The organism is Oceanicaulis sp. MMSF_3324 (assembly GCF_030733545.1).
In the GTDB taxonomy this organism is placed as follows: Bacteria; Pseudomonadota; Alphaproteobacteria; order Caulobacterales; family Maricaulaceae; genus Oceanicaulis.
This window is the reverse complement of the sequence record NZ_JASHIU010000002.1, coordinates 240032-263919: the sequence shown is the minus strand read 5'-3', so window position 1 is coordinate 263919 and position 23888 is coordinate 240032. Positions and strand designations below refer to the sequence as shown.

The window sequence follows — 23888 nt, the reverse complement described above, 5'->3', positions numbered from 1 at the left end:
CGAGCCGGCCGTTTTCGTTTCCGATCCGCCTGTGATCAGGACTGGCGCGTCCAGGCGAATTTCTGGAACGGGGCGTCCACCTCGGTGTGGGCGACATGGTTGGTGAAGTTGGACATGACCTTCTGGCTGTAGCCCAGGATCACATCCAGCACGTGGCGTTGGGTGAAACCCGCATCCAGGAAGCTCTGGATGTCGTCATCGGACAAATCGCCATGCTGACGCACCAGCTTGAGGGTGAAGGTGCGCAGCGCTTCCAGGCGGGCGTCGGGCAGGGGCGTTTCATCGCGCAGCGCATCGGTGATGGCGTCATCCACCTTCATGGACTTGGCGATGCCGGTATGGGCGGGAACGCAATAATGGCAATTGTTCTCCACATTGACCGTCTGCCAGACCACGGTCAGCTCCTCGGCGTTGAAGCTGCTGTTCTGAAACAGCTCATGCACGCGCTGATAGGCTTCCAGCAGCTCGGGGGATTCCGCCATGACGGCGTGAAGGTTCGGCACCATGCCGAACGCCTTTTTGGAGTTGCCAAGCAGCGGCTTGGCGGCGTCCGGGGCTGTCTCTTCGGTGTGCAGGGTGAACTCGGTCATGGTGTGATCCTTTCGCTGTGGCCGGCTGGCCGGAGGGGTCACACCTAAGAGCCTTTGAGTGATCACTCAATGATTCTTTTGAGCAATCACTCAAATGTGAGCTTTTCTTCGTCGGGCGGTATCGGGTAATCTCGCTTCAAAAGGGGCAAAGCTGATGCAGCGTGCGACGCCATACAATCGCGATGACGCCTTGAAAGCCGCGCAGGACCTGTTCTGGCGCAAGGGCTATCACGCAACCTCGCTCAAAGATCTCGAAGCCGCGCTCAACATGAAACCCGGCAGCATCTACGCCGCGTTCAAGAGCAAGCACGCTTTGTATCTGAACTGTCTGGAGCGCTATTTTCAGGACGCTGTGGCGGATCTGGAAGTGCGCATGGAAGCGGCGCCCTCAGTCCTGGATGCGCTGGCGGACTATCTGCGCGCGTTCGGCAAGGAGCATCTGGCGTCAGAAACCCCTGTTCGCGTCTGCATGCTGGTCAAGACCGCGCTGGACGCCACCGATGATGAGCCTGAGCTGCGCGAGCGGGCGCAAGCCTATCTGGCCAATATGCGATCTGCGTTCGAAGCGTGTTTTCGCAAGGCCCAGGCGCAGGGGGAGCTGTCATCCGATCATGATCCGGCCCATCTGGCCGTCAATCTGCAAGCCGATATCACGGCGATCCGAATCGAGGCCCAGCAGACAGGGGGCGCGATCACAACGTCCTGGCTGGCGAACCGCAAGGCCCAGGATGTCCTGGCCTTGAGGCAGACGCCTGACCAGTAACGGCCCGGCTTCAGATCATCACGAACAGAAACGCCAGCACCCAGCCTCCGTCCCAGACAGGGCTGAAGCGATGCTGGATGTCCTTGAGGGAAAACAGCGTGCTCATGCCGAGCGCTCCCAGGACCGTCCCGGCCCGGGCTGGCTGAGCGATTGGGCATTGTCATAGGCGCGGGCATAGCGGGCGCGTTCGCTGGCGTCCGCCCGCAGTCCGCGACGCGGATTGGGAAAGTCCGCTTGAAGCTGAACGCCAGAGGCGCTGGTCGCCCGGTCCACGGCCGGCTCTGCCGGCCTGTCGGTCCGGCGCCGCCCGCGTCGTTCCGTACCGGAAGCCCCTCGGCGCTCCTCGCGCCGGTCCTGAGGGCTGTGTGTCGGTTGCACCTGAACGGACCGGGATTGAGCCGGTGCGGGCAGGGCGAGACGTCGCGGAGCGTTGGGACCAGAAACAAACATGGCCTGAACCGAGCAAGGTCCAGGCCAGGTTTAACGCTTCGTTTACGTCTCTAAACGCGTCATTAACCGTTCTTGCGTGCCAGAACGGGACGCCTCACTCCTTGGAGGCCAGCTGGTCGAGTTTCTGGCGCATGGCGTCGAGTTCGGCGCGCAGGGCCTGAACATCGTCCGACTTGCCAGAGGATTCCTGGGAGGGGGCGCCGGGCATGTCGCCCATGGCTGCGCCCGTGGAGAAAGGGGTGAACATGGACATGGCCTGCTGGAACATGGCCATGTTGCGTTTGGTCTGCTCTTCGAGCATGGCCATGGAATTGCCGCCCATGGCTTCGCCCATCGCGCCCGCCATCTTGTCGCGCATCGCCTGGTGCTGACGCGCGAAGGTTTCCATCGACATCGACAGATAGCTCGGCACCATCGATTGCATGGAGTCGCCGTAAAAGGAGATCAGCTGGCGCAGGAACTCCACCGGAAGCAGTGTCTCACCCTTGGATTCCTCCTCGAAGATGATCTGGGCCAGAACGCCCCGCGTCAGATCATCGCCGGACTTGGCGTCGATCACCTTGAAGTCGCGTCCTTCGCGGACCAGCTCGCGCAAATGATCAAGCGTCACATAGCGGCTGGCGGACGTGTCGTATAACCGACGGTTCGCGTATTTCTTGATGGTCACGATGTCTGACGTCTTGGAATCGGTCACGCGTTGTCCTCCCTGCGGTCCCTGTCTCTTGCTTCGAACTCTCTCGAACAACCGGCTCGACTCCGCTGCAAATCAACGTCATTAATCAAGTGCGGCGCGGAGGCTCGAAGTCTGGCGCTCACGTCGTGATTGCTGCAAGCGCCATATTGTTATGCTGCGCAGCATAACCCGAGTTTGGCCCGAAGGACAAAGGGGAAATCGAAATGCGGCGGACAGCTTTGGTGACAGGCGGAACTCGTGGAATTGGGCGTGCAATTTCAATCGCCTTGAAAAACGCTGGATACGCCGTGGGCGCGAACTATTGCGGCAATGAATCGGTCGCCGCCCAGTTCACCGAAGAGACCGGCATCCCCGCATTCAAATGGTCTGTCGCCAGTTATGACGCATGCGCGGAAGGCCTCCGCCAGGTTGAAGAGGCGCTCGGCCCTGTCGATGTCCTGGTCAACAATGCGGGCATCACCCGCGACGCCCCGTTTCACAAGATGGACCCCGCGCAATGGCGCGAAGTGATCGAGACCAATCTCAACGGCGTCTTCAACATGACCCATCCGCTGTGGCCGGGCATGCGCGATCGCGGCTTTGGCCGGGTGATCACCATTTCCTCGATCAACGGGCAAAAAGGCCAGTTCGCCCAGGTCAACTATTCCGCGTCGAAGGCGGGCGATCTGGGGTTCACCAAGGCGCTGGCCCAGGAAGGCGCGCGCAAGGGCATTACGGTCAATGCGATTTGCCCGGGCTATGTGGCGACGGAGATGGTGATGGCGGTGCCTGAAGAGGTCCGCAACCAGATCATCTCCACAATACCGGCCGGCCGGTTGGGCGAGGCCGAGGAGATCGCGCGATGTGTGGTCTTTCTGGCGTCTGACGATGCCGGGTTCATCAACGGCGCGACGCTCACCGCGAATGGCGGTCAGTATATGACCTGATAGACACAGGGCGCGGCTGACCGCAGAGCCGCCGCGCTTGCGCCTCGAAATCGCCGTGAAGCGGTTTACACTATGGCTTCATGAAACGTGGAATACTTGCCCTTCTCGTATTCAGCGCCGGTTTCTGGGCGCTCGGAACGGCGGAAGGCGTCGCACAGAGCAACCCGTTCCGGCGCATGCTGGGACAGGAGGTCCAAACCGTCGAGCGCTCGCTCTGGTACGAGCGCGCTGATGGTCGTGGCGGCTTCACATTTGATCGCTCCGCCGCAATGCCCCTCATCCGATCCGATGACGATGACGAGATCATGGCCGTCCATCAGGTGCGCGCCGCCGGCGGAGGCGAGATCTGGATCACCGATACCGGTCGCATGTTGCTGCGCCAGTCCAATCTGGGCGGCTGGACCTATTTTCCCACCGACCGTCCCGATGGCGTGATCGTGGAGCCGGTCGGTCAGGCCGAGCCCCTGGTCGCTGAACCCATGGATGGCGAGGCGCTGGAGCGGGAGGCGTCCGACATGGCGCACGCGCTGGCGCAGATTTCCCGCAATGAGGTCCTCGCCGAACTGACGTCGCTGGACCCTGATAGCAATGCCTATATGGCCGACGCCATGCGCATGGTGCGCCGGGGCGCGGACCTGGCGCCGCGTCGCGCGGTCCGCGAGCTCGAGGTGGTCAGGCTGGGCGTGGGGGAAGCCCCGAATGTCAGCTATGACGGTCAGGTGCTCGATGTGTCGATCACACCGTCAATGGGATATGGCGGTCGTCCCAGCTCGGCGCTGGTCCGGCGCAGCTTTGAAAGCCATATCCAGCGCTGACACGCGCAATCAGGCAGCGCCGTCCGGACCGGGGCGCCAGTGCTGGGGCGCCAGCTCGAACCCTTCAAATTCAAATCCCGGCGCCACGAGACAGCTCACCAGGGTCCAGGCCCCCAGGGTTTCCGCCGTCTGCCAGGCATGGGCGGGGATGACCTTCTGGGGCCGCTCGCCTGCGCGCAGATTGGGGCCGAGTCGCTGATTGTGAGCGGTCTTCCCATCCTTACTCCAGCTGATCGACAAGGGCGCGCCGGCTTGCCACAGCCAGGTCTCGGCGGCGTCCACCTTGTGCCAATGTGACACCTCGTCGGCCGCCAGCAGGAAATAGATCGCCGTAAACCGTGCGCGACCATCCGGTCCGGGCGCGTCGCGATAGGTCTCCACATAGTGTCCGCCTTCAGGATGCGGAGCCATGTCCAGCATCCGGATGATTTCGTTGACGCCCAGATCGCCTGACAGGGTCATGCACGCTCCTCTTGGTCCGAATCTTGCAAAGCATTCTCAGAACAGAACAGGCATAGGTCCATGGCCCAGAACACTTTCGGTAAACTGAAATTGCTCAAATCAGGCGGCTCGACAAGCCGTGTGCTCGATTTGCTGTCGATCAATGAGCGTGCCGGAGCGTTGGGCCTGACGAGCAAGACCTCCATGTTCAACACCAAACGGCTCAACACCAGCTTCATTGTGAAACACACCTTGCGCCCCTGGGAGCGCGAGCAGGTGGGTGGCGCGCGCATTTCCGCGACCAAAATCATCATTCCGATGTCGGAGACGAACCTCGATTCGGGCGGACACAGCATTTTCGTCGAGGATCCGGGGCTAGCCGAGAAGCTGAGCACGCATCTGGGGGTCGCCAAGACCCTGCCGCGCTTCCGTGACGATATCACTCGCTTGCGCGAGCTGTGCGCCCTGCCGTCCTTTGATCCTTACCTGCTCTACGACCATTTCCGCCGGTCCAAGCGCAAGGTCTCGGATGTCTATTTCCAGATGAGCGCAAACGAAGTGTCCCAGATCAGCGAGTTTGTCGCCGGTCAGATCAATCTTCTGGTGCGCCGGGCGCTGAACTCGGCCCAGGATGGTTCGCTGATGCAGGCCAAGCGCCTGGCGAACACCCTGTTCGAGGATCATGAATCCGAAAAGCTGGACGTGTTGCGCAGCGCGCTGAACATGACGCCCGATCAGTATCGCCTGAGCATGAATGGCTGGAAGGGCACGCTGTATTATTGCTGGCGCGCCGGGGCGTGCGGCCAGGATATGAGTGCGTTCCTGGGGGCGGTCAACGAGCTCAATCTCGGTCAGCTTCCCGCGGATGAGCGCGACGATTTCCGCCAGCTGGTGGGCGGCGTCTCGGCCGAAGCGCGTCAGCGCTGGGCGCGTGTGCAGTCCAAGCTTCAGCAATACCATGACCAGTTCGCCCGCTTCCTGAACCATGGCGATGGCGGGGCGCTGTCGTCCTTCCTGAACGCGGCGCCGGAGCTGTTCGTGGAGATGGGCGACGATATCAGCCGCCTCCAGCACGTCTGTGCGTCCTGGCGCTTCTGGCAAGGCGATCGCAAGGCGAAGGAGCTGCCGGTCGCCGAGGCGCGGGCCCTGCTGCTCGACTATGACAGTGTTCTGGGGTTTGAAGAGGCCCGCAAGGCGGCCTGATCAGAACATATCCTTGCGCCGGCGCAGTTCGGCGAAGACCTCGGCGTGGCTTGCGGCCTGAAGGCCCAGGCGCTCCCTCAGACCCGCATCATCCCAACGCAGGAAGGGATTGGCCTCGCATTCCGCCGCCAGAACGGTGGGAACGGTCGGCTTGTCCTCGGCGCGCAACGCCTCCACGCGCCGCGCATAGCTTTGAAGCGCAGGGTTGTCCGGATCCACGCTCAACGCGAACCGCGCATTGGCCTGGGTGTATTCATGCGCGCAATAGATCACGGTCTCAGGCGGCAGGTCGCGCAAGCGCGCGAGCCCGGCCTGCATCTGTTCGGGCGTGCCCTCGAACATGCGCCCGCAGCCCAGAGCGAACAGGCTGTCGCCGACAAAGGCGACATTCGCCTCTTCGAACCAGTAGGCCACATGGCCCAGCGTATGCCCGCCCACATCGATGACCTGTGCGGTGAGCTGGCCCAGTTGCACCGTGTCGCCGGCCGCGACGGGTTGGTCCACATGACCGATCGTGGCGGCTTCAGCCCGGGGGGCGATGATACGTGCGCCGGTGGCCTGGCGGATGGTCTCGTTGCCGCCGGCATGGTCCCAGTGATGGTGCGTGTTCCAGATGGCGTTGACCGGCCAGCCCAGCGTCTGCGCCTCCTCCAGGATCACCTCGGCTTCGGGGGTGTCGATACAGGCGGTTTCGCCGGTTTCCGAACAGCGGATCAGAAAGCCGTAATTGTCCTGAAGACAGGGGAACTGCCGGATTTCAAGCGCCATGACGCCGCCTCCCAGATGTGAAACCCCTTGAAGGGGCGTTGGGTCTTACCCTTATCAGAGCAAGAGCCTAGCATGGGGCTCGACCCGCTTGCCATGAGCTGACTGATGCGAACCGACGCGCTTGATATCGCCCGTTTCTACCGCACCCCGCCCGGGCGCGCTGCGCGGGACATGGTGCAAAGACGCATTCAGGCGCTCTGGCCGAATGTGGACGGGCTCGACATGCTGGGGTTCGGTTATGCGCCGCCTTACCTTGAGCCGTTTCGGGGCCAGGCCCGGCGCACGATCGCCTTCATGCCGGGCGCCCAGGGCGCCGTGCCCTGGCCGGCCCAGGGCGTGGGCCGGGGCGGTCTGACCCTGCTGGGCGATGAGCAGCGCTTTGCGTTCAAGGAGGCTCTGTTTGACCGGGTGATCCTGGTGCATGCGCTGGAAGAGGCGTCGGATCCCGCCCGCCTTTTGCGCGAGGTCTGGCGCGTCATGGCGCCGGAGGGGCGTTTGCTGGTCATTGCGGCGCACCGGACGGGTTTATGGTCCCGCGCCGATTCCACGCCTTTCGGTCATGGCCGTCCCTTCACTCGCAGCCAGCTCACGGGATTGATGAGCGACGCCCTGTTTGAACCGGTGGCCTGGTCGCGCGCCCTGTTCACGCCGCCCTGGCGTTTCACCTGCGGTCCGAAGACGGCGCGCGCGTTTGAATCAGCCGGCGAGAGGCTCTGGCCGGCCTTCGGCGGGTTGATCCTGAGCGAGGCGGTGAAGCATGTGGGGGCGGTGCGCGCCGGGGGCGCGACGCAGCGCGTGCGCAGAAAGGCGCTTGAAGGCGTGACAAGGCCCGCGCTATCTCCTCGGTCAGATCGCATGCCGCATGAAGATGAGCAGAAAGGCGCACCATGACGCTCCAACCCCGTCCCGGTCTTCTCGACATCAAACCCTATGTGCCGGGCGCTGCCGCCCCCGAGGGTGCGGTGAAGCTGTCCTCCAACGAAAACGCGCTGGGCTGCAGCCCCAAGGCGGCGGACGCGTTCAAGGCGTCGGCCAGCTCGCTTCACATCTATCCCGATGGCGGCGCGACCGAGCTGCGCGACGCCATCGCGAAGATGGAAAACATCAAGGCGGACCAGATCGTCTGCGGCGCAGGGTCTGACGAGCTGCTCCAGCTGATCGGCAAGGCCTATCTCGCGCCGGGCGACAAGGTGGTGCAGAGCCAGTACGGCTTCCTGGTCTATCGTCTGGTGGCCATGCAGTCGGGCGCCGAGATCGTGTCCGCACCGGAGAAGAACTATACCGCGGATGTGGATGCGTTGATCGAGACGGCGGGCGATGACGCCAAGATCGTCTTCCTCGCCAATCCGAACAATCCGACCGGCACCTGGATCCCCGGCTCTGAGATCCGCCGTCTGCGCGACGGCCTGCCCGATGACACCCTCTTGGTGATCGACTGCGCCTATGGCGAGTTTGTCGACGCGCCGGACTATGAAGATCCGCTGGCGCTGGTGAACGAGTACGACAATGTGGTCGTGACGCGCACCTTCTCGAAAATTCACGGTCTGGCCGGTCTGCGTCTGGGCTGGATGTATGGCCGCAAGGAGATCGTGGACGTGATCCACCGGGTGCGTGGCCCGTTCAATGTGAACCTGCCCGCCATCGAGGCCGGGGTGGCCGCGATCCAGGACCGCGATTTCCTGAAGAAGTCCAAGGAGCACAATGACCAGGCGCTCGCCTTCCTGACCCAGCAATTGGGCGGGCTCGGCTATGACGTGACGCCGTCAGTGTGCAACTTCGTTCTGGTGCACTTCCCCGAAACGCCGGGCAAGACCGCAGATGACGCGAACAAGTTCCTGGCCGAACGGGGTCTGATCGTGCGCGGCGTGCAGCCTTACGGCCTGCCCAATGCGCTGCGGATCTCCGTGGGCCTGGAAGAGCATAACCGGGCTGTCGTCGAGGCGATGGAAGCCTTCGCCAAGGCGTAGCCCGCTCGCTGACCGCTCAAACGAAAGCCCCGGACGAGGCCTCGTCCGGGGCTTTTTGCATTCGGATCTGGCGGGCTTAATCGAGCGCGGCGATATCCCCGATCCGGGCCGGGCCCAGGAAAAGGCCGCCGTTTTGCATCAGGAAGGGCAGGGCGATGCCTTCGTCCCGGCGCGGCGCCATCATGGCGGCCAGGCGCAGCGCGGCGCCCTGTTCGTCATAGACCAGTCGGGCTTCTTCCAGCGCCGAGATGAGGCTTTCGGGATCCGAAACCACAACGCTGAGTCGGCCCGCCGGGCGGATTTCACGATCAAGGGTCACCTCGCCCGAACCGGTGAGGGCGGCCGGTCCCCAGCTAAGCTGGGTCTGACGGATATTCAGGACGCCGCCGGCGCGCGCCCACGCCAGCGGATCCCCCGCGAGCGACAAGGTGTCAAACGCGGTCAGGGCGCTATCGAGGCGTATCAGGTCAATGGTGTCGCCAAACGCGGACTGCAGCGGGTTATCGAGCTGGCTGTCGTCAAAGCGCGCGCCCTCGACCTCGAAACCGCTCAGGAAGTCCCCCGTGTCGGACATGCGGCCATTCATGGCGAACCGCTCGACCGAGCCGATCAGGGGCGCCGGGCCGGACAGGGCGGCGATGGACAGTTCGTTCACTTCCGCCCCGATCTGACTGGTGACGCCATTGCGTGTGACCAGGCTGAATCGGGCTTTCTCGCTGGTCAGGGCGTATTGCGAGCGTTCGCCGTCGATCCGGGTATCCAGAACCGCGTTCTGCCCCAGTGTGACGATCCAGTGTTCGAGATTGTAGAACTGGGCGCTGGCGGCGGTGGTGTCCATGCTGATCCGCCACCCGCCATCGGTGATAGGCGCGCTGACCTCGGCTTCGCTGAGATGAATGGTGAAGCGGAATGGATAACCACGCACCTTCATGGCGGCATAGTCGATCACGTATCCCGCCTCGACCTTGTCGTCGATCCAGTCCTCGGCGGCGGTCTTGATCTGGCCTGACATCACGACCCAGTAGATCGCGTGCAGCACCACCGCCAGCGCGAGGGCGCCGAACGGCAGATAGAGGCCGAGCCGGGAGCGCGAGGTCTGGGTCTCCGATTGAGAGGTCATGCCGCTTTTCCGTTCTGGGGTGAGGCCTCAAGCAAGGCGTCCGATGCGGTTTCGATCCGGGTCTGGAGTTCAGCCATGAAGGCGTCCTTGGTCAGGCCCGGTTCGATCGCGGGCAGGAACTCGACAATGATCACGCCGGGCTTGCGGACAAAGCCATGGGGCGGCCAGTAGAGCCCGGAGTTGAGCGCCACAGGGACGCACGGGGTCTTCATGGCCTTGTATAGCCCCAGAACGCCGGGTTTGTAGGTGTCGCTTGCACCGGGTTCCAGGCGTGTGCCCTGGGGGAAGATCACCACCTGACGGCCTTCCTCGGCGCGCTGGCTGGCCTGTTTGAGCATGTCCCGCAAGGCTTTGGCGCCGGCGGAGCGGTCGACCTTGATGTTTTTCAGCTTCATGGCGTACCAGCCGAAAAAGGGCAGATAGGACAGCTCCTTTTTCAGGATGATCGCGGGATCATCCAGGATCGACCAGAAGGCCAGCGTCTCGAACATGGACTGGTGCTTGGATGCGACCAGCGCCCCGCCTTTCGGCAGATGCTCGCGGCCGCGCACTTCATAGCGAATGCCGCAGATGAAGCGCAGCCCGCCGAACACCAGGGCGAGATAGACCCGCATGCAGCCTTTCACGCCGCTTCGCGGGCCCAGCAGGAACGGGGCGCATAAAATCCCCATCACCACCATCAGCCCGTACATCCAGACAACAAAGAGTGCAGACCTGATCGCGGCCACGGATTTCTCCCAGATCATTCAGAGGGGGCTTAAAGCGCGCGAACGCGTTCGCGTCCATACACTGCAGCGTATTTTACGTATTCGACCAGCCAGCGCCGGGCTTCATGGCCGCCGCTCCAGGGTGCGGGGGCGGGCACGCCATACGCCACAAGCTGCACGTCCGGCATCGCCGCCTGCAGCTCCAAGAGCGCGCGCGGCATATGGTAATCGCTGGTCACCACGATGATCCGCTCATAGCGGTGCTGGCGCGCCCAGGCGGCGGTTTCGGCGGCATTGCCGATCGTGTCGGCGGCCTGAAGCCCGAAGTCGACGCAACAGTCAAACAGCGCGTCTGAAGCGCCGGCTGCGGCGGCGATATCGGCGGGCGGGCTGTCGGGATTGACGCCGGAGATCAGCAAACGCCCGCCATTGCCGGCATCCAGCAACGCTGCGGCAGTGCTGACCCGGTTGGGGCCGCCTGTCAGCACTACGATGGCCTGTCCCGCAACCGCCGGGTCCGGTGTGAAGGTGCGCGCCTGGCGCACGAACAAGGCAAAGCCTACCACAAAGGCGGTCAGAAGAATGAAGGCGGTTAGCCTGAGAAACCGTCCGCCGCTCATGACCATCGCGCCTTCAGATCACTGGAGACCGCCGTGCGGGCCGCGAGGGCCGCGATCAGCGCTGCAATCAAGGCCGCCAAAGGCGGGATCGCCAGCGCGCTCCAGCCCAGCTCCAGCGTGGGCACGAAGAACAGGCCGCCCGAGGCTGCGCCAGCGTGCGCCAGTGCCAGGGCCGCGAGGGCGGCGGCGACGGAGCCGGTCAGACCCGATTTGAGACCCAGAAAGAAGAAGCGCTCCTGAAATAATCCGGTGATGTAGCGATCTTGCGCGCCGACCAGATGCAGGGCTTCGGCCACATCCCACCGGGCGGCCAGGGAGGCGCGCGCGGCGAAGGCGACCACGGCGGCGGCCGCGATCGTCAGCAACAGAACCAGCCCAAGCGCGAAATAACGCACGGCATTGGCGGCGCGTTGGACCGCATCTTCCCACCGCTGGTGATCGTCCACCAGGATTTCATACGGCTCATCGGCCAACAGCGCCTCGATGGCGCCGGATGCAGGCGGGTTATCGGCATTGACCTGAACCGCCACCAACCGGGGTACCGGCAGATCCTCGGGCAGATCCGCCGTGCCGAGCCAGGGACTGACCAGACGCTCGGCCTCTGCCCGGTCCAGAGCGGTCACACCTTCCACACCGGGCAGGCGGGCAATGGCCTCAGCCGCAGCGACGGCATCCGCATCGGCGTCCCGGTCTTCGCCGGGCAGGATCTGGACCGTGATTTCGGCGGTGAGCTGATCGGTCCAGCCATCTGCGGCGCGCCAGGCGCCGGCGGCTCCAAACGCGGACAGGCAAGCCAGAAAGACCAGGATCGCGGCGACAGCGAACAGGGGGCGGTCCCGTCCCGAATCAGGAGGCAGAAGCGGCGCCACGCGCTGGGATTTGGAAGAGTTCTTGCTCATGCGACCCGCGCCTGTCCCACAAGGCGGCCTTCGGACAATTCCAGCACCGGAGCCTTCAGACTGTTCACCAGCGTCAGGTCGTGTGTCGCCATCAGGATCGTGGCGCCCAGACGGTTCAGCTCGACAAACAGACGCAGCAGGCGGCGCGCCATCTCTGGGTCCACATTGCCCGTCGGCTCGTCCGCAATCAGCAGATCCGGCTTGGAAATCACAGCCCGCGCAATGGCGGCGCGCTGTTGCTCGCCACCTGATAATGTGGACGGAAAGGCGTCCATGCGTTCGCCCAGCCCCACCCAGGTCAGCAGCTCGGCCACATCCTCGGCATAGCTTGACCGCGCCTGACCCGCCACGCGCAGGGGCAGGGCCACATTGTCAAACACGGTCAGATGATCGAGCAGGCGAAAGTCCTGAAACACAACGCCGATCCGGCGACGCAGGGCAGGCAGGGCCTCACGCGGCAGAAGCGACGCATCCCGGCCAAACAGGTTGATGAGCCCGCGGGACGGGCGTTCGGCGCGATAAATAAGTCGCAGCAGTGAAGACTTTCCCGCTCCGGACGGTCCGGTGAGGAAATGGAAACTTCCGCTTGGTAACTCAAAGCTTAGGTCGCTGAGCACTTCCGGGCCCCGACCATAGCGCATGCCCACGGAATCAAAGCGCACGGCCGTTTCAAAGGCTGGCGCGCTTGGAGCCGGATCATTCGGGTGTGAGCTCATGGGTCTGGCGTACCGCAGCTTGGCGTGAATTCGAAGTCGACTATGCAGGACAAGCGAGGCGTCCGTCCATGATCGTGACCTGTCCCAGCTGCGAGGCGAAGTATCGCGTTGATGCCGATGCCCTGGCTGCCCGAGGCAACAAAGTGAAGTGCGCCGCCTGTGCGCACTCCTGGGTCGTGGAAGATGAAGGGCTGACCCTGAACGAGCCGGTTGAGCCCGCCTTTCAGCCGGCTTCGAGCGCCGCGGAGCCCGAGCCGCAGCCCGAGGCCGAACCCGCGCCCTCCATTCGTGAAAAGCCCGCCGCCGCCGTGCGGGCACGCGCCGAACAGCAGCGCAAGAAACAACGCATGGCCGTGGAAGGCGCCGGCTGGGCGGGCGTCGCCGCCTGTGTCGCCGTGGCGCTGATCGGTGCGGTGATCTTCCGCGTCAATATCGTCCAGAGCTGGCCGCGTACGGCGGGCGCCTATGCCGCTGTGGGCATGGACATCAATCCCTATGGCCTTGAGGTCGGCATGTTGACCGCCAGCTTTGAAGAGGGCGGTCTGTATGTGGAAGGCGTGCTGGAGAACATCACGCGGGGCGAGCGCCCGACCGTGCCGCTGAACGCCCGCGTGCTCGACAGCCAGGGCGCCGTGCTCGAGAGCTGGCCGGTGGCGCTGGAATCCGCCAGCCTGCAGGCGGGCGGCGCCGAGCGTTTCTACACCACGCTGGAAACCGTGCCCGAGGGCGCGGTGCGCGTGGAAGTGATCATCGCAGAGGACGGTGCGGCTTCATCTGAAGCCGGGGCGGTCGAGCATGACGCCAGCACCGATCATGGTGATCACGCGGCGGGCGACGCTGAGCCGGTGGCGTCAGGGCATGGCGGCGATCATGCCGAGCCGCACGCCAGTGAGTATCACTAGCGCCTAGAACCGCTCCAGCAGGCGATCAATATAGTCGAGTTCCTCTTGCGGCCGGCCCCGCTCGGCGGCTCGGCGACGCAATTCTTCGAGGATGTCCCGGGCGCGTTGCCGCTCGCTTTCGCTGGGCAATTCGGTGTCCTGGCCTTCGCCGGCATTGCGCCCCAGCGGATCTGACCCTTCGCCGTTCTGACCCTGGGCAAGCTCGTCCTCCAGCGCTTCGGCGGCGGCCTGGGCCGCGCTGCGCAGCCCCGCCAGCGCTTCGTCCTGACGGGCCAGGGCGTCTTCGCCATCGCCTTCACGCAGGGCGCGTGCCGCGTCTTCCATGGCGCGCCGGGCGTCTTCCAGCGCCTGCCGCGCCGCTTCACCGGTTCCGCTGCCCGGCATGGCCTCTTCAATACCGCCCAGACCGCCGGGCAGGTCTTCCTGCGGTTCGGCGAGGTCCTGCAGGCCGCGGCCGGACGCGCCGTCCTGTTGCTCGAAGCTCTGCGGACCCTGGCTTTCGCCGCCGTTCTGGGACTGACCGCCCCGTTCCGGCTCGCCGGGCGCCAGCGGATCAGACAGCGGATCGGGACCGGACTGGCCTTGTTGCCCATTCTGCTGGTCGCGCCGGGCGTTGAACGTGTCTTCCATCAGCCCGCGCTGCTCGTTGATGGCGTCGCTCAGCTCCTCGAGCGCTTCACGCATGGCCTGGGCGGCGGGGCTCTCGCTGTCGCCTTCGCCATCCCCCCGTCCGAGGGTCACCTGCATATTTCTTAGAAGTTCGGCCAGCATGGCGAGCGCCTGGCGCGAGCCTTCGGTATCGCCCAGCTCGGTGGCTTCGCGCAGGGCTTCGAGCAATTGCTCGAGCATGTCGCCGGACATGCCGCCCCCGCCGCCATCGGAGAAGCGGCCCGCTTCCGCCGCTTCACGCATCAGGAGTTGCATATAGCGGTCCATGGCCTGCTCGAACGCATCCATGAGGGCGGAAATCTCGATCTGGTCCGCGCCCCGCGCCAGCGCATCGGCCAGTGCGCGTTCGGCGGCGGCGAGCGCCGCCTCGGCATCCGCCAGGCTGCCCAGTTCCGCGCGCAGGGCGATATCCCACAGATCGCTGTCCATATGGCCCAGCTCATCAAGCTCGCGCGCCCGGCGCACCTCCATCAGTGCGGTGCGCAAGCCCATCCAGACAATGGCGTCATCGAAATAGGCGGAGGGCGCATCGCTGACCGCATTGAGCGCCATGGCCAGGCGCTGGACCTCGTCGGGCGCGCGTTCCAGGCGGCGGCGCGGCTGGTCATCAAGATACGGGCTATCGCGCGGCGGCCCGTCCGGCATCGCGTCATAACGCTCTGAAACCTGCAGGAAACGGCGGCGTTCGCTGGCGACCGACCGGGCCAGCGGATCCAGGAACACGCGCTGGGGCAGGGTGATCGTCATCTCCCCGCTCTGCCCGCGCTGGCCGGCGCCATCCACACCGGCGAGGCGGATCACGACCCGTTCGCCCGCCAGCGGGCTGCGCGACAGGTCAATCTCGGCCTGCTTCACATCATCCTCGCTGGGACGGATCTGACCCGGCGTGATTTCATAGCGCTCGAACCCGGACGCCGTTTCGCTTTCATCCTCGGGTGCGGCGGCGTATTCGAGATACAAGGTCTCGAGCCCGTAATCGTCCTCGGCGACAAACTCGAGCATCAGCCGACCCTGGGCGTCGCCTTCAGGTTCCGCCGCGAAAGTGAGATGCGGCGGCGTGTCCCCGATCAGGGTGAAGTCCACGCTTTCGCGCAAACGTCCGGCGCGAAGGCTGATCACGCCATCGGACTGGGGCGTGATGCGGGCCAGCTGCACGCCTTCGGACAGGGTTTCGGTCTCGGACGGCGCGCCGGAAATGCTGGGCGCGCGGTTGAGCCCGGCGATGCGCGCGAACAGCGTTGAGCCTTCAGGGATTTCCGCGCTGCGCCGGTCGCGCAGAAAGAGGGCGGGGCGGCCCGTGTAGTCGGGCGCCTCCACCCAGAGGTCCACACGCGCATCCTGTCCGCCGCCCGCCAGAAGCCGCGGTGCGAATGCGTCGCCCAGGCGCGGCCTGGCCAGTTCGCCGGCCAGAAAGGCGCCGGTGAGCATGACAATCACGAAGCTGGCGCGCAGGCCATAGGGATCGAGCCGGGCCCAGGCCGCCTTGGGGCGGCGCGCCCGGGCGCGAGAGAGCCGGGCCTTCATGCGGTCGATATGGGCGGCCCACAGCTGGGGATCGCCCGATGCGGGCATGTCGCGCAGGGCCTCGAAGGGGCGATCCTTCAGCCCGCTATCGTCTTCGACGCGCCGCTCGATGTCAGTCTGGCTCGGCGCGTTGAAGGCGGGCAGCTTCCAGCGGATCCAGGCGGCGCCGGCGCCCAGTGTGAGCGCGAGCGCCATCAGACGCCACGGATCGCCCAGACGTTCAAATACGCCGAACAGCGCCAGGATGAGATACAGGCCCAGCCCGGCGGCCGGACCGATCAGCACGGGGGCGGCGCGCTCCCACAAGAGCGCGGCGCGTGCGCGGAAGAAGGCGTGCGAGCGTTGCATGGCTTGAAGGCTATACGCTCAAAGCCGGCTTTGCACGGGGGAAAGCCCTAGCGCGTTTCACCGTTTGCAGTGGTCGCCGCCTCGTCTTCTTCCGAGGCGTCTTCGGTCTCATGGGCGCGCTCTTCATTGCTGCGTTCATCCGCCCCCCAGAAGGGCGGCGGGCGCTCCAGATCACCGCGAATGCCGCAGCCGGACAGAACCAACGCCGCGGCGAGGCCCAGAAAGGCGAGGGTCAGTTTTTTCATGCCGTCTCTCCGTCAGCATCAGCGTCAAACAGGTCCGCTTCAAACTCGAAATGCTCGGTCCAGGCCTGCACCTGTTCACGCACGCGAACCGGCGCGGTGCCGCCATAGCTGGTCCGGCTCTCCATCGAAGCGCGGGCGGACAGCACCGTAAAGACCCGGTCGTCGATCTTCGGCTCAATGGCCTGAAAATCGGCAAGCGGCAGGTCCTTGAGCGGCAAGCCCTTGGCCTCGGCCGCCTTCACCGCAGAGCCGGACACGTGGTGCGCGTCGCGGAACGGCATGTTCAGCTCCCGCACCAGCCAGTCGGCGAGATCGGTGGCGTCGGAATAGGACTCGCCCGCCGCCGCTTCGAGCTTGTCACGATTGAAGCTCAGATCGGACGCCATGCCCGCCATGGCCGCCACGGCCAGCGCCAGGTCGTCAAAGGCGTCGAAGACCATCTGCTTGTCTTCCTGCATGTCCTTGGAATAGGCGAGCGGCAGGCCCTTGCAGACGATGATGAGGCCCTGCAGCGCGCCGGAAATCCGGCCCGGCTTGGCGCGCACCAGTTCGGCGGCGTCCGGATTGCGCTTTTGCGGCATGATCGAGCTGCCGGTGGAAAAGGCGTCGGTGAGCTGGGCGAAACCGAAGCGTCCCGAGGTCCACAACACGACCTCTTCGGCGAAACGTGACAGGTTCACCGCCGTGATGGCGGCGGCGGCCAGCGCTTCCAGCGCGAAATCGCGCGAGGATACGGCGTCGAGGGAGTTCGCCATGGGCACGTCAAACCCGAGCGCGTCCGCCGTCATGGTCCGGTCGATCGGGAAGGCGGTGCCCGCCAGGGCCGCCGCGCCCAGCGGGCATTCGTTCAGACGGTCACGCGCATCCAGCAGGCGACCCCGATCCCGTTCGGCGGCCTCGACCCAGCACAGAAGATGGTGACCCAGCGAAATCGGCTGGGCGGTCTGCAAATGGGTGAAGCCTGGCATGACCCAGTCGGCATGGGCCTCGGCCTGTTTGACCAGGGCTTGCTGATAGACGCGTAATCCCTTCGCCGCGTCATCGAGCGCATCGCGCAGCCAGAGACGGAAATCGGTGGCGACCTGGTCATTGCGTGAGCGGGCGGTATGCAGACGGCCGGCCGGCGCGCCGATCTTGTCCTTCAGCGCAGCCTCGATATTCATGTGCACGTCTTCAAGCTCGGGCTTCCACTCGAACTGGCCGGCAATGATGTCATCGCGGATCGCGATCAGCCCGGAGGTGATCGCCTGCTCATCCTCGCTTGAAATCACCCCGCAGGCGGCCAACATCCGCGCATGGGCGAGGGAGCCGGCGATATCCTGTTCAAAAAGTCGCTGATCCACGTCCACAGACGCATTGATGGCTTGCATCACGGCGGAAGGTCCGGCGTTAAATCGGCCGCCCCATATTCCGCTGGCCTGAGCGTTCTGGGATTTTACATCTTCAGTCATGGGCGATGCGTCCTATGGCGAGGTTCGCGGAATGAACCGGCAGGAAAGAGGTCGAAATGAAAACGCCGACATTGAAAACAGGGATTATCACGGTCGTCGGCATTGGCGCGTTGGGCATCCTATACGTCATTTTCAGTTCGTTTGTCAGTTCCACCCATGGCCCGCTCGACAGTTACGCGGTGGGTGAAATGTCGAAATTCCGCACCGTGCCCGAACCGCCCGAGCAGCCCCAGAACACGCTGGTGACCGATACGGGCGAGGAGCTGACCCTGGCGGACAAGCGCGGCAAGATCGTGCTGGTGAATTTCTGGGCCACCTGGTGTGCCCCCTGCGTGGTGGAGATGCCCTATCTCAATGCGCTGGAAGGCCGCTATGGCTCGGACGAGTTCGAAGTAGTCACCATCTCCATGGATCGCCGGATCGAGGAGCCGCTCGCCTTCTTTGAAGAGCGCGAGCTGGACAATCTCAACTTCTATTTCGATCCGGGCATGAGCATTGCCTTCAACGTCATGGGCAGCGCCAATCGCGGCCTGCCGCTGACCATTCTGTATGACCGCAATGGCCAGGAAATCGGCCGTGTCGCCGGTGAGGCCGAATGGGACAGCCCCGAAGCCCATGCGCTGATCGAGGCGGCGCTGGAGCGGTATTAACGCGGCTTCACTTGCTTTTGACGCGCCAAGCCCTCCCAATCAGGCTTTCAGTCTGGGGAGGATGCCTTCATGAAACACGTGCGGGTCGCCGGCGCTGCTATCGCCGCCTTTGTCATGTCTGCGCCCGCCATAGCGCAGGAAACGCCGGGCGAGGCCGTCGAGGCGCTTTATGACGTCATATCCGGCCCGGTGGGCGAGGCGCGTGATTGGGATCGCTTCCGCGCCATGTTCCTGGATGGAGCGCAGATGACCGTCCTCGCGCCCATGCCAGAGGGTGAGGAGCGCGTCGTGACGCTCACGATCGAAGACTATGTCAGCCGCAATGCCGGGCGTCTGTCCGAAATGGGCTTCACCGAGGCCGAGACCCGGCGTCAGACCCATGTGTATGGCGGGCTCGCGACGGTGCTGAGCGCTTATGAAGCGATCCGCGCAGATACCGGCGAAACCTTCGCCACCGGCGTGAACACCATCGTCCTGGCGCGTCAGGACGGGGTCTGGAAAGTCGCCAGTCTCGCCTGGCGCTCTGAAACCGAGGACTGGCCGGTCGAGCGGGCGTTCGAGGCGCAATAGCCACAAAAAACCCCGGAAGCGCGGCTTCCGGGGTTTTCTTTTGGCTCTGTTTCAAGCGGCCTAGTAGCCCGCTTTCTCCAGCTCGGCTTCGAACGCCGGGACGGCGTCGAACAGGTCTGCGACCAGGCCGTAGTCAGCGACGGAGAAGATCGGCGCTTCCTCGTCCTTGTTGATGGCGACGATGACCTTGGAGTCCTTCATGCCCGCCAGGTGCTGGATCGCGCCGGAAATGCCGACGGCGATGTACAGTTCCGGGGCGACCACCTTGCCGGTCTGGCCAACCTGGTAGTCGTTCGGCACGAAGCCCGCATCGACCGCGGCGCGCGAGGCGCCGACGGCGGCGTTGAGCTTGTCGGCGACTTTTTCAAGGATGGCGAAGTTCTCGCCATTGCCCATGCCGCGGCCGCCGGAGATGACGATCTTGGCCTGGGTCAGTTCCGGACGGTCCGACTTGGACAGCTCTTCGGAGACGAACTCGGAGTTCGCTGCCGGCGCCGGCGCGTCGATCGTATCCACAGATGCCGAACCGCCATCGCCCGCCTTGTCAAAGGTGGTCGGACGCACGGTGATGACCTTCTTGGCGTCATTGGATTTGACGGTCAGCATCGCATTGCCCGCATAGATCGGGCGCACGAAGGTGTCCGCGCTTTCAACGGCCGTGATGTCGGAGATCAGCATGACGTCGAGCTGGGCGGCGACGCGCGGCATGAAGTTCTTACCCACCGTCGTGGCCGGAGCCAGGATGGCGTCGTAATCACCGGCGATGGAGACCACGAGGGCTTCCATGGCTTCGGCCAGCTTCTTCTCCAGCGCCTCGGCGTCGGCATGAAGAACCTTCGCCACGCCGTCGAGCTTGCCGGCGGCGTCTGCGACAGCGCCCGCACCCTTGCCAGCGACCAGCACGTGAATGTCGCCGCCAATCTTGGAGGCGGCGGTCACGGCGGCGCGGGTGGCGTCGTTCAGTTCCGCATTGTCGTGTTCAGCAATAACGAGAACAGTCATCTTAGATCACCCCCGCTTCGTTCTTCAGCTTACCGACCAGTTCTTCGACGGTCTCGACCTTGACGCCGGCTTCGCGCTTGGGCGGCTCGGAGACCTTCACGACTTCCAGACGCGGGCTGATGTCCACGCCGAAATCGTCCGGGGTCTTGGCGTCGATCGGCTTGCGCTTGGCCTTCATGATGTTCGGCAGCGACGCGTAGCGCGGCTCGTTCAGGCGCAGATCGGTGGTGACGACGGCCGGGGACGGGATGGACAGGGTCTGCAGACCGCCATCGATCTCGCGGGTCACCTTGAAGCCGGAATCGGTTTTCTCGACTTCAGAGGCGAAGGTGGCTTGCGGCCAGCCCATCAGGGCGGCGAGCATCTGACCGGTCGCATTGGAATCATCGTCGATGGCCTGCTTGCCCAGCAGCACCAGCTCGGGGGATTCCGCTTCAACCACGCCCTTGAGGATCTTGGCGACGCCGAGCGGCTCGACCGTTTCATCCGTGGTGACGTGAATGCCGCGATCCGCGCCCATGGCGAGGGCGGTGCGGATGGTTTCCTGAGCCTGGGCCGGGCCGATGGAGACCACGACGATCTCTTCGGCGATGCCTTTTTCCTTCAGACGGATCGCTTCTTCGACAGCGATCTCGCAGAAGGGGTTCATGCTCATCTTGACGTTGGCCAGGTCGACCCCGGTCTGATCCGGTTTGACGCGGACCTTCACGTTGTAGTCGACCACCCGTTTGACGGGGACGAGGATCTTCATCGACGGCTCCGGTTTCTACTCGTTGGAACTCTTCGGTGCGACAGAGCTGGCGCTCTCGTAAACTCGCACCGACTTTTGTCAGGCTTGAAGTTAGGGGCGGAAACTGCCCTTGCCACCCCCATAAGTCAACGCGCCATGCTTGAAGGTCCGGACATAACGCTGCGGTGCAGTAGTGAGAGGGGAGATATCGCGCATGACCTCATATGCAAACGCACAATAAAACGGCCGGTTCCTGTCGCCAGGACCGGCCGTTCATCACATCAGCTTGTGCAGGCGACGCTGCAGGCTTGTCTTATTCGCCAACCAGGGTCAGCTCGGTGTTGATCTCGATGCGCACTTCATCGGACACGGCCGGTGCGGCGTAACCCAGACCCCATTGCGAGCGCATGATTTCACCCGTGGCGGTGAAGCCGGCGGTCGGGGTGCCCGACATCGGGTTCGGCGCGCGCTGGTTGAGAGTGACGTCGAGCGTGACCGGATGGGTCTGGCCCAGAAGCGTCAGATCGCCGGTCATCTGGCCGGTTTCGCCATCGTCGGTTTCAAAGCCGGTCGCGACAAAGCGTGCGGTCGGATACTCGGCGATGTTGAACAGGTCCGGCGAGCTCAGATGGCCCACGAAACGGTCCTGATCGGCGCCGACCCAGAAGCCGTCTTCCAGATTGAAGGTGACGTCGACCGTGGAGTTTTCCGGCTCTTCGAAGTCGAGCATCAGCACGCCGTCAAAATCGGTGAACTGAATGGCCTGGTGCGAGAAGCCCAGATGGGTCCAGGTCGCGCGGATCGCGGTGTGGGTCTTGTCGAACTGGTATTCGGCCGGATCGGCGAAAGCCGTCGGAGCGAGGGTGGCGGCGCCCAGGAAGGCGGCCAGCGAGGCGGCGGCGTAAGCGGTCTTCATTGTGCTCTGTCCCTGTTTTTTGAACGGCAGACTGCGGCCACAAGCCGCACGCTGATACATAGGGATCGGGCCCCGGTTTTCGCTACCCATCGCGCGCGAATTTCGTTGTTTCCGGAATGGAAAGGCTTCACGAGGCCGTGAGCCAGGCGTCCTAGCGATTGGCGCCGGGGACCCATTTGACGTCATGGGCGCCCTTGTCATTGGCGATGCGCGCCGCCACGAACAGATAGTCCGACACCCGGTTGAGATAGGTGATCACCGGTGCGCCGATGGTGTCGCCGCGATGCGCCAGTTCAACGGTGCGCCGTTCCGCACGCCTTGCGATGGTCCGCGCGAGATGCAGGCGGGCCGACAATTCAGAGCCGCCGGGCAGGATGAAGCTGTCGAGCGGCTCAAGATGGGCGTTGTGTGCGTCGATCCGCGCTTCGAGCCAGTCGGTCTGCCCCGGTGTCATGCGCAGCGGCTCCCAGTCGAGCTTTTCGCCGGTATCCGGCACGCACAGATCCGCGCCGAGATCGAACAGGTCGTTCTGAATACGGGTCAGCTCTGCGGTCAACGGATGGTCTGCGCCGGCGTCGCATGCGGCCAGTCCAAGCGCGGCGTTCAGCTCGTCGACCGCGCCATAGGCCTCGACCCGAAGGTCGTGCTTGTCGGTCTCGCTCATATCGCCAAGCCGGGTCCGACCCTTGTCGCCCGTGCGGGTATAGATTTTCGTCAACCGAACCATGGCGCTCCCCTTGTTCTCAGCGGCAAGCTATCGGGCGATGACGGGGCGGGCAACGGTCATGGGCGCATGGCTGTGTCACCTAAAGGTTACTCTTGACGTGGCGCGCTCAGGCTGGCATCGCTAAAAGTCACCTTTGCGTAACATTTGGGGAAGCGACGTGACATTCATGAAAACCGCTCTGGTTCTGAGCCTGATCCTGGCCGCTCCCGGTTTGGCGCAGGAGGACCTGCAGGCTGAAGTCGAGACCGTACGCACGCAAAGCGGCGCGCCAGCGGCCGGACTGGCGCGGGTGACCCGGGCCGGGCAGCGGTCGATGGCGGTCGCGGGCGTGCGTGCGGTGAACCAGGATGCGCCGGTGCAGTCTGACGATCTGTGGCATCTGGGATCCAACACCAAGGCGATGACCGCCACCTTGGCGGCGCGCCTGGTGGAGGCGGGGGTGCTCGACTGGGACACCACCCTGTCAGAGGCCTTGCCAGACATCGAGATGGCGTCTGTCTATGAGCAGGTCACTCTGGCGGACCTGCTGCACCATCGCTCCGGATTGCCAGCGAATATCGGGCGTTTGTCCGTGCTTCAGTTTCTCGGAGACGATGGCAGTCGGGATGTCCAGGCGGATCGTGTCCGGTTCGCCGAAATCGTGCTCAACCAGCCGCCAGCGACCGAACACGGCGTCTTTCTGTATTCCAATGCCGGTTATGTCATTGCCGGATTGGTCATCGAGCAGAAGGCGGGGCGCCCCTTTGAGGCCTTGATGCAGGACGAAGTGTTTGAGCCGCTGGGCATGGAAAGCGCTGGCTGGGGGTCGCCTGGTGAGGTGGACGCGCTCGATCAGCCGCGCGGCCATGCTGCGGGATTGTTCGGCGGGCTCAATGCGCGTGAGCCGGATGAGCGGGCAGACAACCCGGCCGTGCTCAATTCAGCAGGACGCGCACACATGTCGCTTGATGATGTGCTGGACTTTCTTCTTGTGCATCTAAGGCAGGAAGACGGCCCCTATTTGAGCGCGGAAAGCTGGGCGCGCCTTCATGCGCCGGTGGGCGAGGAAGCCTATGCCATGGGCTGGGGCGTCACGCCGGCTGGCGTGCTGGGCCATGCCGGCTCGAACACCATGTGGATGATCCGGTCGCGGATCGATCCCGAGCGCGGCGTGGCGGCGGCGGCTGTTGTCAATGATGGGCGGATCGATCAGGTCAGCCCCGTCTTGGGACGCGCGCTTGATGCGATGATCGAAGATGGCGCGCCCTAGGCGGCGAAGTGGGATTTCAGCCAGAACCCGACCACAAGAACAAGAATGGCCGCGAACTGGACCACGACCCGTGCACGCATGAGCTTGTTGGACCAGGAGCGGCCGAACTCTCCGCCCTTGAACAGGGCGAACACGCCCAGACACAGGACGACAAAAACAACCGCGAGCAGGACGTACAGCAGGATATCGACAAGTGTGATCATGAGGCTGATGTAGGCTGGAACCC

28 protein-coding genes are annotated in these 23888 nt (G+C 64.2%); 10 read left to right on the top strand and 18 right to left on the bottom strand.

Annotated features, from left to right (window positions below; all coding sequences use genetic code 11):
• Positions 1–35 precede the first annotated feature (35 nt).
• Positions 36–590: a carboxymuconolactone decarboxylase family protein gene (locus RBA95_RS04405; protein WP_306015600.1), complete on the bottom strand. Its 555-nt coding sequence runs from the start codon at positions 588–590 to the stop codon at positions 36–38.
• Positions 591–744: 154 nt separating this feature from the next.
• Between RBA95_RS04405 and RBA95_RS04400 the strand changes: the two genes are divergently transcribed.
• On the top strand, positions 745–1353 hold the full coding sequence (locus RBA95_RS04400) for a TetR/AcrR family transcriptional regulator (protein ID WP_306015599.1): 609 nt from the start codon (positions 745–747) through the stop codon (positions 1351–1353).
• Positions 1354–1455: 102 nt separating this feature from the next.
• Here the strand turns inward: RBA95_RS04400 and RBA95_RS04395 are convergent, their stop codons facing one another.
• On the bottom strand, positions 1456–1626 hold the full coding sequence (locus tag RBA95_RS04395; protein WP_306015598.1) for a hypothetical protein: 171 nt from the start codon (positions 1624–1626) through the stop codon (positions 1456–1458).
• A gap of 271 nt (positions 1627–1897) precedes the next feature.
• On the bottom strand, positions 1898–2497 hold the full coding sequence (gene phaR, locus RBA95_RS04390; RefSeq protein WP_306015597.1) for a polyhydroxyalkanoate synthesis repressor PhaR: 600 nt from the start codon (positions 2495–2497) through the stop codon (positions 1898–1900).
• A 203-nt stretch (positions 2498–2700) separates the two neighbouring features.
• Here phaR and phbB point away from each other — a divergent pair, with 203 nt between their 5' ends.
• A complete protein-coding gene (gene phbB, locus RBA95_RS04385; RefSeq protein WP_306015596.1) occupies positions 2701–3423 on the top strand; it encodes an acetoacetyl-CoA reductase in 723 nt (240 codons plus the stop codon).
• An 80-nt stretch (positions 3424–3503) separates the two neighbouring features.
• Entirely contained in the window at positions 3504–4238 is a 735-nt protein-coding gene (locus RBA95_RS04380; RefSeq protein ID WP_306015595.1) for a DUF4908 domain-containing protein, read from the top strand.
• 9 nt (positions 4239–4247) lie between these two features.
• Here RBA95_RS04380 and RBA95_RS04375 read toward each other — a convergent pair whose 3' ends face one another.
• The gene (locus RBA95_RS04375; RefSeq protein ID WP_306015594.1) at positions 4248–4700 is read right to left on the bottom strand and encodes a cupin domain-containing protein; all 453 of its coding nucleotides are present in this window, start codon (positions 4698–4700) and stop codon (positions 4248–4250) included.
• A gap of 60 nt (positions 4701–4760) precedes the next feature.
• Between RBA95_RS04375 and RBA95_RS04370 the strand changes: the two genes are divergently transcribed.
• Positions 4761–5882: a hypothetical protein gene (locus RBA95_RS04370; protein WP_306015593.1), complete on the top strand. Its 1122-nt coding sequence runs from the start codon at positions 4761–4763 to the stop codon at positions 5880–5882.
• Here RBA95_RS04370 and gloB read toward each other — a convergent pair whose 3' ends face one another.
• Positions 5883–6650, bottom strand: a complete 768-nt coding sequence (gene gloB, locus RBA95_RS04365) for a hydroxyacylglutathione hydrolase (RefSeq protein ID WP_306015592.1) — start codon at positions 6648–6650, stop codon at positions 5883–5885.
• 105 nt (positions 6651–6755) lie between these two features.
• Between gloB and RBA95_RS04360 the strand changes: the two genes are divergently transcribed.
• Both RBA95_RS04360 and hisC read left to right on the top strand, forming a co-directional pair.
• The gene (locus RBA95_RS04360) at positions 6756–7541 is read left to right on the top strand and encodes a methyltransferase domain-containing protein (RefSeq protein ID WP_306015591.1); all 786 of its coding nucleotides are present in this window, start codon (positions 6756–6758) and stop codon (positions 7539–7541) included.
• A complete protein-coding gene (gene hisC, locus RBA95_RS04355) occupies positions 7538–8617 on the top strand; it encodes a histidinol-phosphate transaminase (RefSeq protein ID WP_306015590.1) in 1080 nt (359 codons plus the stop codon). Before RBA95_RS04360 ends, hisC begins: the two co-directional genes overlap by 4 nt.
• A gap of 76 nt (positions 8618–8693) precedes the next feature.
• On the opposite strand, the gene RBA95_RS04350 is transcribed toward hisC, so the two are convergent.
• The 5 genes from RBA95_RS04350 to ftsE are packed head-to-tail and all read right to left on the bottom strand — an operon-like array spanning position 8694 to position 12679.
• Complete coding sequence (locus RBA95_RS04350; protein WP_306015589.1) at positions 8694–9737, bottom strand: DUF2125 domain-containing protein; 1044 nt, start codon at positions 9735–9737, stop codon at positions 8694–8696.
• Complete coding sequence (locus tag RBA95_RS04345) at positions 9734–10465, bottom strand: 1-acyl-sn-glycerol-3-phosphate acyltransferase (RefSeq protein WP_306015588.1); 732 nt, start codon at positions 10463–10465, stop codon at positions 9734–9736. The genes RBA95_RS04350 and RBA95_RS04345 overlap by 4 nt, the downstream gene beginning before the upstream one ends.
• A 29-nt stretch (positions 10466–10494) precedes the next feature.
• Complete coding sequence (locus tag RBA95_RS04340) at positions 10495–11064, bottom strand: YdcF family protein (protein WP_306015587.1); 570 nt, start codon at positions 11062–11064, stop codon at positions 10495–10497.
• Complete coding sequence (locus RBA95_RS04335) at positions 11061–11963, bottom strand: ABC transporter permease (RefSeq protein WP_306015586.1); 903 nt, start codon at positions 11961–11963, stop codon at positions 11061–11063. Before RBA95_RS04335 ends, RBA95_RS04340 begins: the two co-directional genes overlap by 4 nt.
• Positions 11960–12679, bottom strand: a complete 720-nt coding sequence (ftsE, locus tag RBA95_RS04330) for a cell division ATP-binding protein FtsE (protein WP_306015585.1) — start codon at positions 12677–12679, stop codon at positions 11960–11962. Before ftsE ends, RBA95_RS04335 begins: the two co-directional genes overlap by 4 nt.
• A 68-nt stretch (positions 12680–12747) precedes the next feature.
• Here ftsE and RBA95_RS04325 point away from each other — a divergent pair, with 68 nt between their 5' ends.
• The gene (locus tag RBA95_RS04325) at positions 12748–13581 is read left to right on the top strand and encodes a zinc-ribbon domain-containing protein (RefSeq protein ID WP_306015584.1); all 834 of its coding nucleotides are present in this window, start codon (positions 12748–12750) and stop codon (positions 13579–13581) included.
• Positions 13582–13584: 3 nt separating this feature from the next.
• Here RBA95_RS04325 and RBA95_RS04320 read toward each other — a convergent pair whose 3' ends face one another.
• Genes RBA95_RS04320 through argH form a run of 3 tightly spaced genes read right to left on the bottom strand, consistent with a single transcriptional unit; the run spans position 13585 to position 17818 of the window.
• Entirely contained in the window at positions 13585–16122 is a 2538-nt protein-coding gene (locus RBA95_RS04320; protein ID WP_306015583.1) for a DUF4175 domain-containing protein, read from the bottom strand.
• A 47-nt stretch (positions 16123–16169) separates the two neighbouring features.
• On the bottom strand, positions 16170–16367 hold the full coding sequence (locus RBA95_RS04315) for a lipoprotein (protein ID WP_306015582.1): 198 nt from the start codon (positions 16365–16367) through the stop codon (positions 16170–16172).
• The gene (argH, locus tag RBA95_RS04310; RefSeq protein WP_306015581.1) at positions 16364–17818 is read right to left on the bottom strand and encodes an argininosuccinate lyase; all 1455 of its coding nucleotides are present in this window, start codon (positions 17816–17818) and stop codon (positions 16364–16366) included. The genes RBA95_RS04315 and argH overlap by 4 nt, the downstream gene beginning before the upstream one ends.
• Positions 17819–17874: 56 nt before the next feature.
• Between argH and RBA95_RS04305 the strand changes: the two genes are divergently transcribed.
• Together RBA95_RS04305 and RBA95_RS04300 are read left to right on the top strand one after the other, a co-directional pair.
• Positions 17875–18468, top strand: a complete 594-nt coding sequence (locus RBA95_RS04305) for a TlpA disulfide reductase family protein (RefSeq protein ID WP_306015580.1) — start codon at positions 17875–17877, stop codon at positions 18466–18468.
• Positions 18469–18537: 69 nt separating this feature from the next.
• Positions 18538–19038: a hypothetical protein gene (locus tag RBA95_RS04300; RefSeq protein WP_306015579.1), complete on the top strand. Its 501-nt coding sequence runs from the start codon at positions 18538–18540 to the stop codon at positions 19036–19038.
• A 60-nt stretch (positions 19039–19098) separates the two neighbouring features.
• On the opposite strand, the gene RBA95_RS04295 is transcribed toward RBA95_RS04300, so the two are convergent.
• The 4 genes from RBA95_RS04295 to RBA95_RS04280 all read right to left on the bottom strand — a co-directional run bounded on the left by RBA95_RS04295 (position 19099) and on the right by RBA95_RS04280 (position 22413).
• Positions 19099–20040, bottom strand: a complete 942-nt coding sequence (locus RBA95_RS04295; protein ID WP_306015578.1) for an electron transfer flavoprotein subunit alpha/FixB family protein — start codon at positions 20038–20040, stop codon at positions 19099–19101.
• A 1-nt stretch (position 20041) separates the two neighbouring features.
• Positions 20042–20791, bottom strand: a complete 750-nt coding sequence (locus RBA95_RS04290; RefSeq protein ID WP_306015577.1) for an electron transfer flavoprotein subunit beta/FixA family protein — start codon at positions 20789–20791, stop codon at positions 20042–20044.
• 292 nt (positions 20792–21083) lie between these two features.
• Positions 21084–21686, bottom strand: coding sequence for a YceI family protein (locus tag RBA95_RS04285; protein WP_306015576.1), 603 nt, complete (start codon positions 21684–21686; stop codon positions 21084–21086).
• Between the two features lie 151 nt (positions 21687–21837).
• Positions 21838–22413, bottom strand: a complete 576-nt coding sequence (locus RBA95_RS04280) for a cob(I)yrinic acid a,c-diamide adenosyltransferase (protein WP_306015575.1) — start codon at positions 22411–22413, stop codon at positions 21838–21840.
• Between the two features lie 166 nt (positions 22414–22579).
• Between RBA95_RS04280 and RBA95_RS04275 the strand changes: the two genes are divergently transcribed.
• Positions 22580–23662 (top strand): serine hydrolase, encoded by a 1083-nt coding sequence (locus tag RBA95_RS04275; RefSeq protein WP_306015574.1) that lies wholly within the window; start codon positions 22580–22582, stop codon positions 23660–23662.
• Here the strand turns inward: RBA95_RS04275 and RBA95_RS04270 are convergent.
• A complete protein-coding gene (locus RBA95_RS04270) occupies positions 23659–23865 on the bottom strand; it encodes a twin transmembrane helix small protein (protein WP_306015573.1) in 207 nt (68 codons plus the stop codon). The two genes, RBA95_RS04275 and RBA95_RS04270, sit on opposite strands and share 4 nt — an antisense overlap.
• Positions 23866–23888 lie beyond the last annotated feature (23 nt).

What these genes read in the sequence shown, in the direction of transcription:
- ftsE (WP_306015585.1), bottom strand. Translation starts at nt 12,679, where the DNA reads ATGAGCTCACACCCGAATGATCCGGCTCCAAGCGCGCCAGCCTTTGAA.
- RBA95_RS04315 (WP_306015582.1), bottom strand. Translation starts at nt 16,367, where the DNA reads ATGAAAAAACTGACCCTCGCCTTTCTGGGCCTCGCCGCGGCGTTGGTT.
- gloB (WP_306015592.1), bottom strand. Translation starts at nt 6,650, where the DNA reads ATGGCGCTTGAAATCCGGCAGTTCCCCTGTCTTCAGGACAATTACGGC.
- RBA95_RS04275 (WP_306015574.1), top strand. Translation starts at nt 22,580, where the DNA reads ATGAAAACCGCTCTGGTTCTGAGCCTGATCCTGGCCGCTCCCGGTTTG.
- RBA95_RS04375 (WP_306015594.1), bottom strand. Translation starts at nt 4,700, where the DNA reads ATGACCCTGTCAGGCGATCTGGGCGTCAACGAAATCATCCGGATGCTG.
- phbB (WP_306015596.1), top strand. Translation starts at nt 2,701, where the DNA reads ATGCGGCGGACAGCTTTGGTGACAGGCGGAACTCGTGGAATTGGGCGT.
- RBA95_RS04400 (WP_306015599.1), top strand. Translation starts at nt 745, where the DNA reads ATGCAGCGTGCGACGCCATACAATCGCGATGACGCCTTGAAAGCCGCG.
- RBA95_RS04350 (WP_306015589.1), bottom strand. Translation starts at nt 9,737, where the DNA reads ATGACCTCTCAATCGGAGACCCAGACCTCGCGCTCCCGGCTCGGCCTC.
- RBA95_RS04305 (WP_306015580.1), top strand. Translation starts at nt 17,875, where the DNA reads ATGAAAACGCCGACATTGAAAACAGGGATTATCACGGTCGTCGGCATT.
- RBA95_RS04405 (WP_306015600.1), bottom strand. Translation starts at nt 590, where the DNA reads ATGACCGAGTTCACCCTGCACACCGAAGAGACAGCCCCGGACGCCGCC.
- RBA95_RS04325 (WP_306015584.1), top strand. Translation starts at nt 12,748, where the DNA reads ATGATCGTGACCTGTCCCAGCTGCGAGGCGAAGTATCGCGTTGATGCC.
- RBA95_RS04295 (WP_306015578.1), bottom strand. Translation starts at nt 20,040, where the DNA reads ATGACTGTTCTCGTTATTGCTGAACACGACAATGCGGAACTGAACGAC.
- RBA95_RS04320 (WP_306015583.1), bottom strand. Translation starts at nt 16,122, where the DNA reads ATGCAACGCTCGCACGCCTTCTTCCGCGCACGCGCCGCGCTCTTGTGG.
- argH (WP_306015581.1), bottom strand. Translation starts at nt 17,818, where the DNA reads ATGACTGAAGATGTAAAATCCCAGAACGCTCAGGCCAGCGGAATATGG.
- RBA95_RS04380 (WP_306015595.1), top strand. Translation starts at nt 3,504, where the DNA reads ATGAAACGTGGAATACTTGCCCTTCTCGTATTCAGCGCCGGTTTCTGG.
- RBA95_RS04370 (WP_306015593.1), top strand. Translation starts at nt 4,761, where the DNA reads ATGGCCCAGAACACTTTCGGTAAACTGAAATTGCTCAAATCAGGCGGC.
- RBA95_RS04280 (WP_306015575.1), bottom strand. Translation starts at nt 22,413, where the DNA reads ATGGTTCGGTTGACGAAAATCTATACCCGCACGGGCGACAAGGGTCGG.
- RBA95_RS04285 (WP_306015576.1), bottom strand. Translation starts at nt 21,686, where the DNA reads ATGAAGACCGCTTACGCCGCCGCCTCGCTGGCCGCCTTCCTGGGCGCC.
- hisC (WP_306015590.1), top strand. Translation starts at nt 7,538, where the DNA reads ATGACGCTCCAACCCCGTCCCGGTCTTCTCGACATCAAACCCTATGTG.
- RBA95_RS04360 (WP_306015591.1), top strand. Translation starts at nt 6,756, where the DNA reads ATGCGAACCGACGCGCTTGATATCGCCCGTTTCTACCGCACCCCGCCC.
- RBA95_RS04300 (WP_306015579.1), top strand. Translation starts at nt 18,538, where the DNA reads ATGAAACACGTGCGGGTCGCCGGCGCTGCTATCGCCGCCTTTGTCATG.
- RBA95_RS04290 (WP_306015577.1), bottom strand. Translation starts at nt 20,791, where the DNA reads ATGAAGATCCTCGTCCCCGTCAAACGGGTGGTCGACTACAACGTGAAG.
- RBA95_RS04340 (WP_306015587.1), bottom strand. Translation starts at nt 11,064, where the DNA reads ATGAGCGGCGGACGGTTTCTCAGGCTAACCGCCTTCATTCTTCTGACC.
- RBA95_RS04270 (WP_306015573.1), bottom strand. Translation starts at nt 23,865, where the DNA reads ATGATCACACTTGTCGATATCCTGCTGTACGTCCTGCTCGCGGTTGTT.
- RBA95_RS04335 (WP_306015586.1), bottom strand. Translation starts at nt 11,963, where the DNA reads ATGAGCAAGAACTCTTCCAAATCCCAGCGCGTGGCGCCGCTTCTGCCT.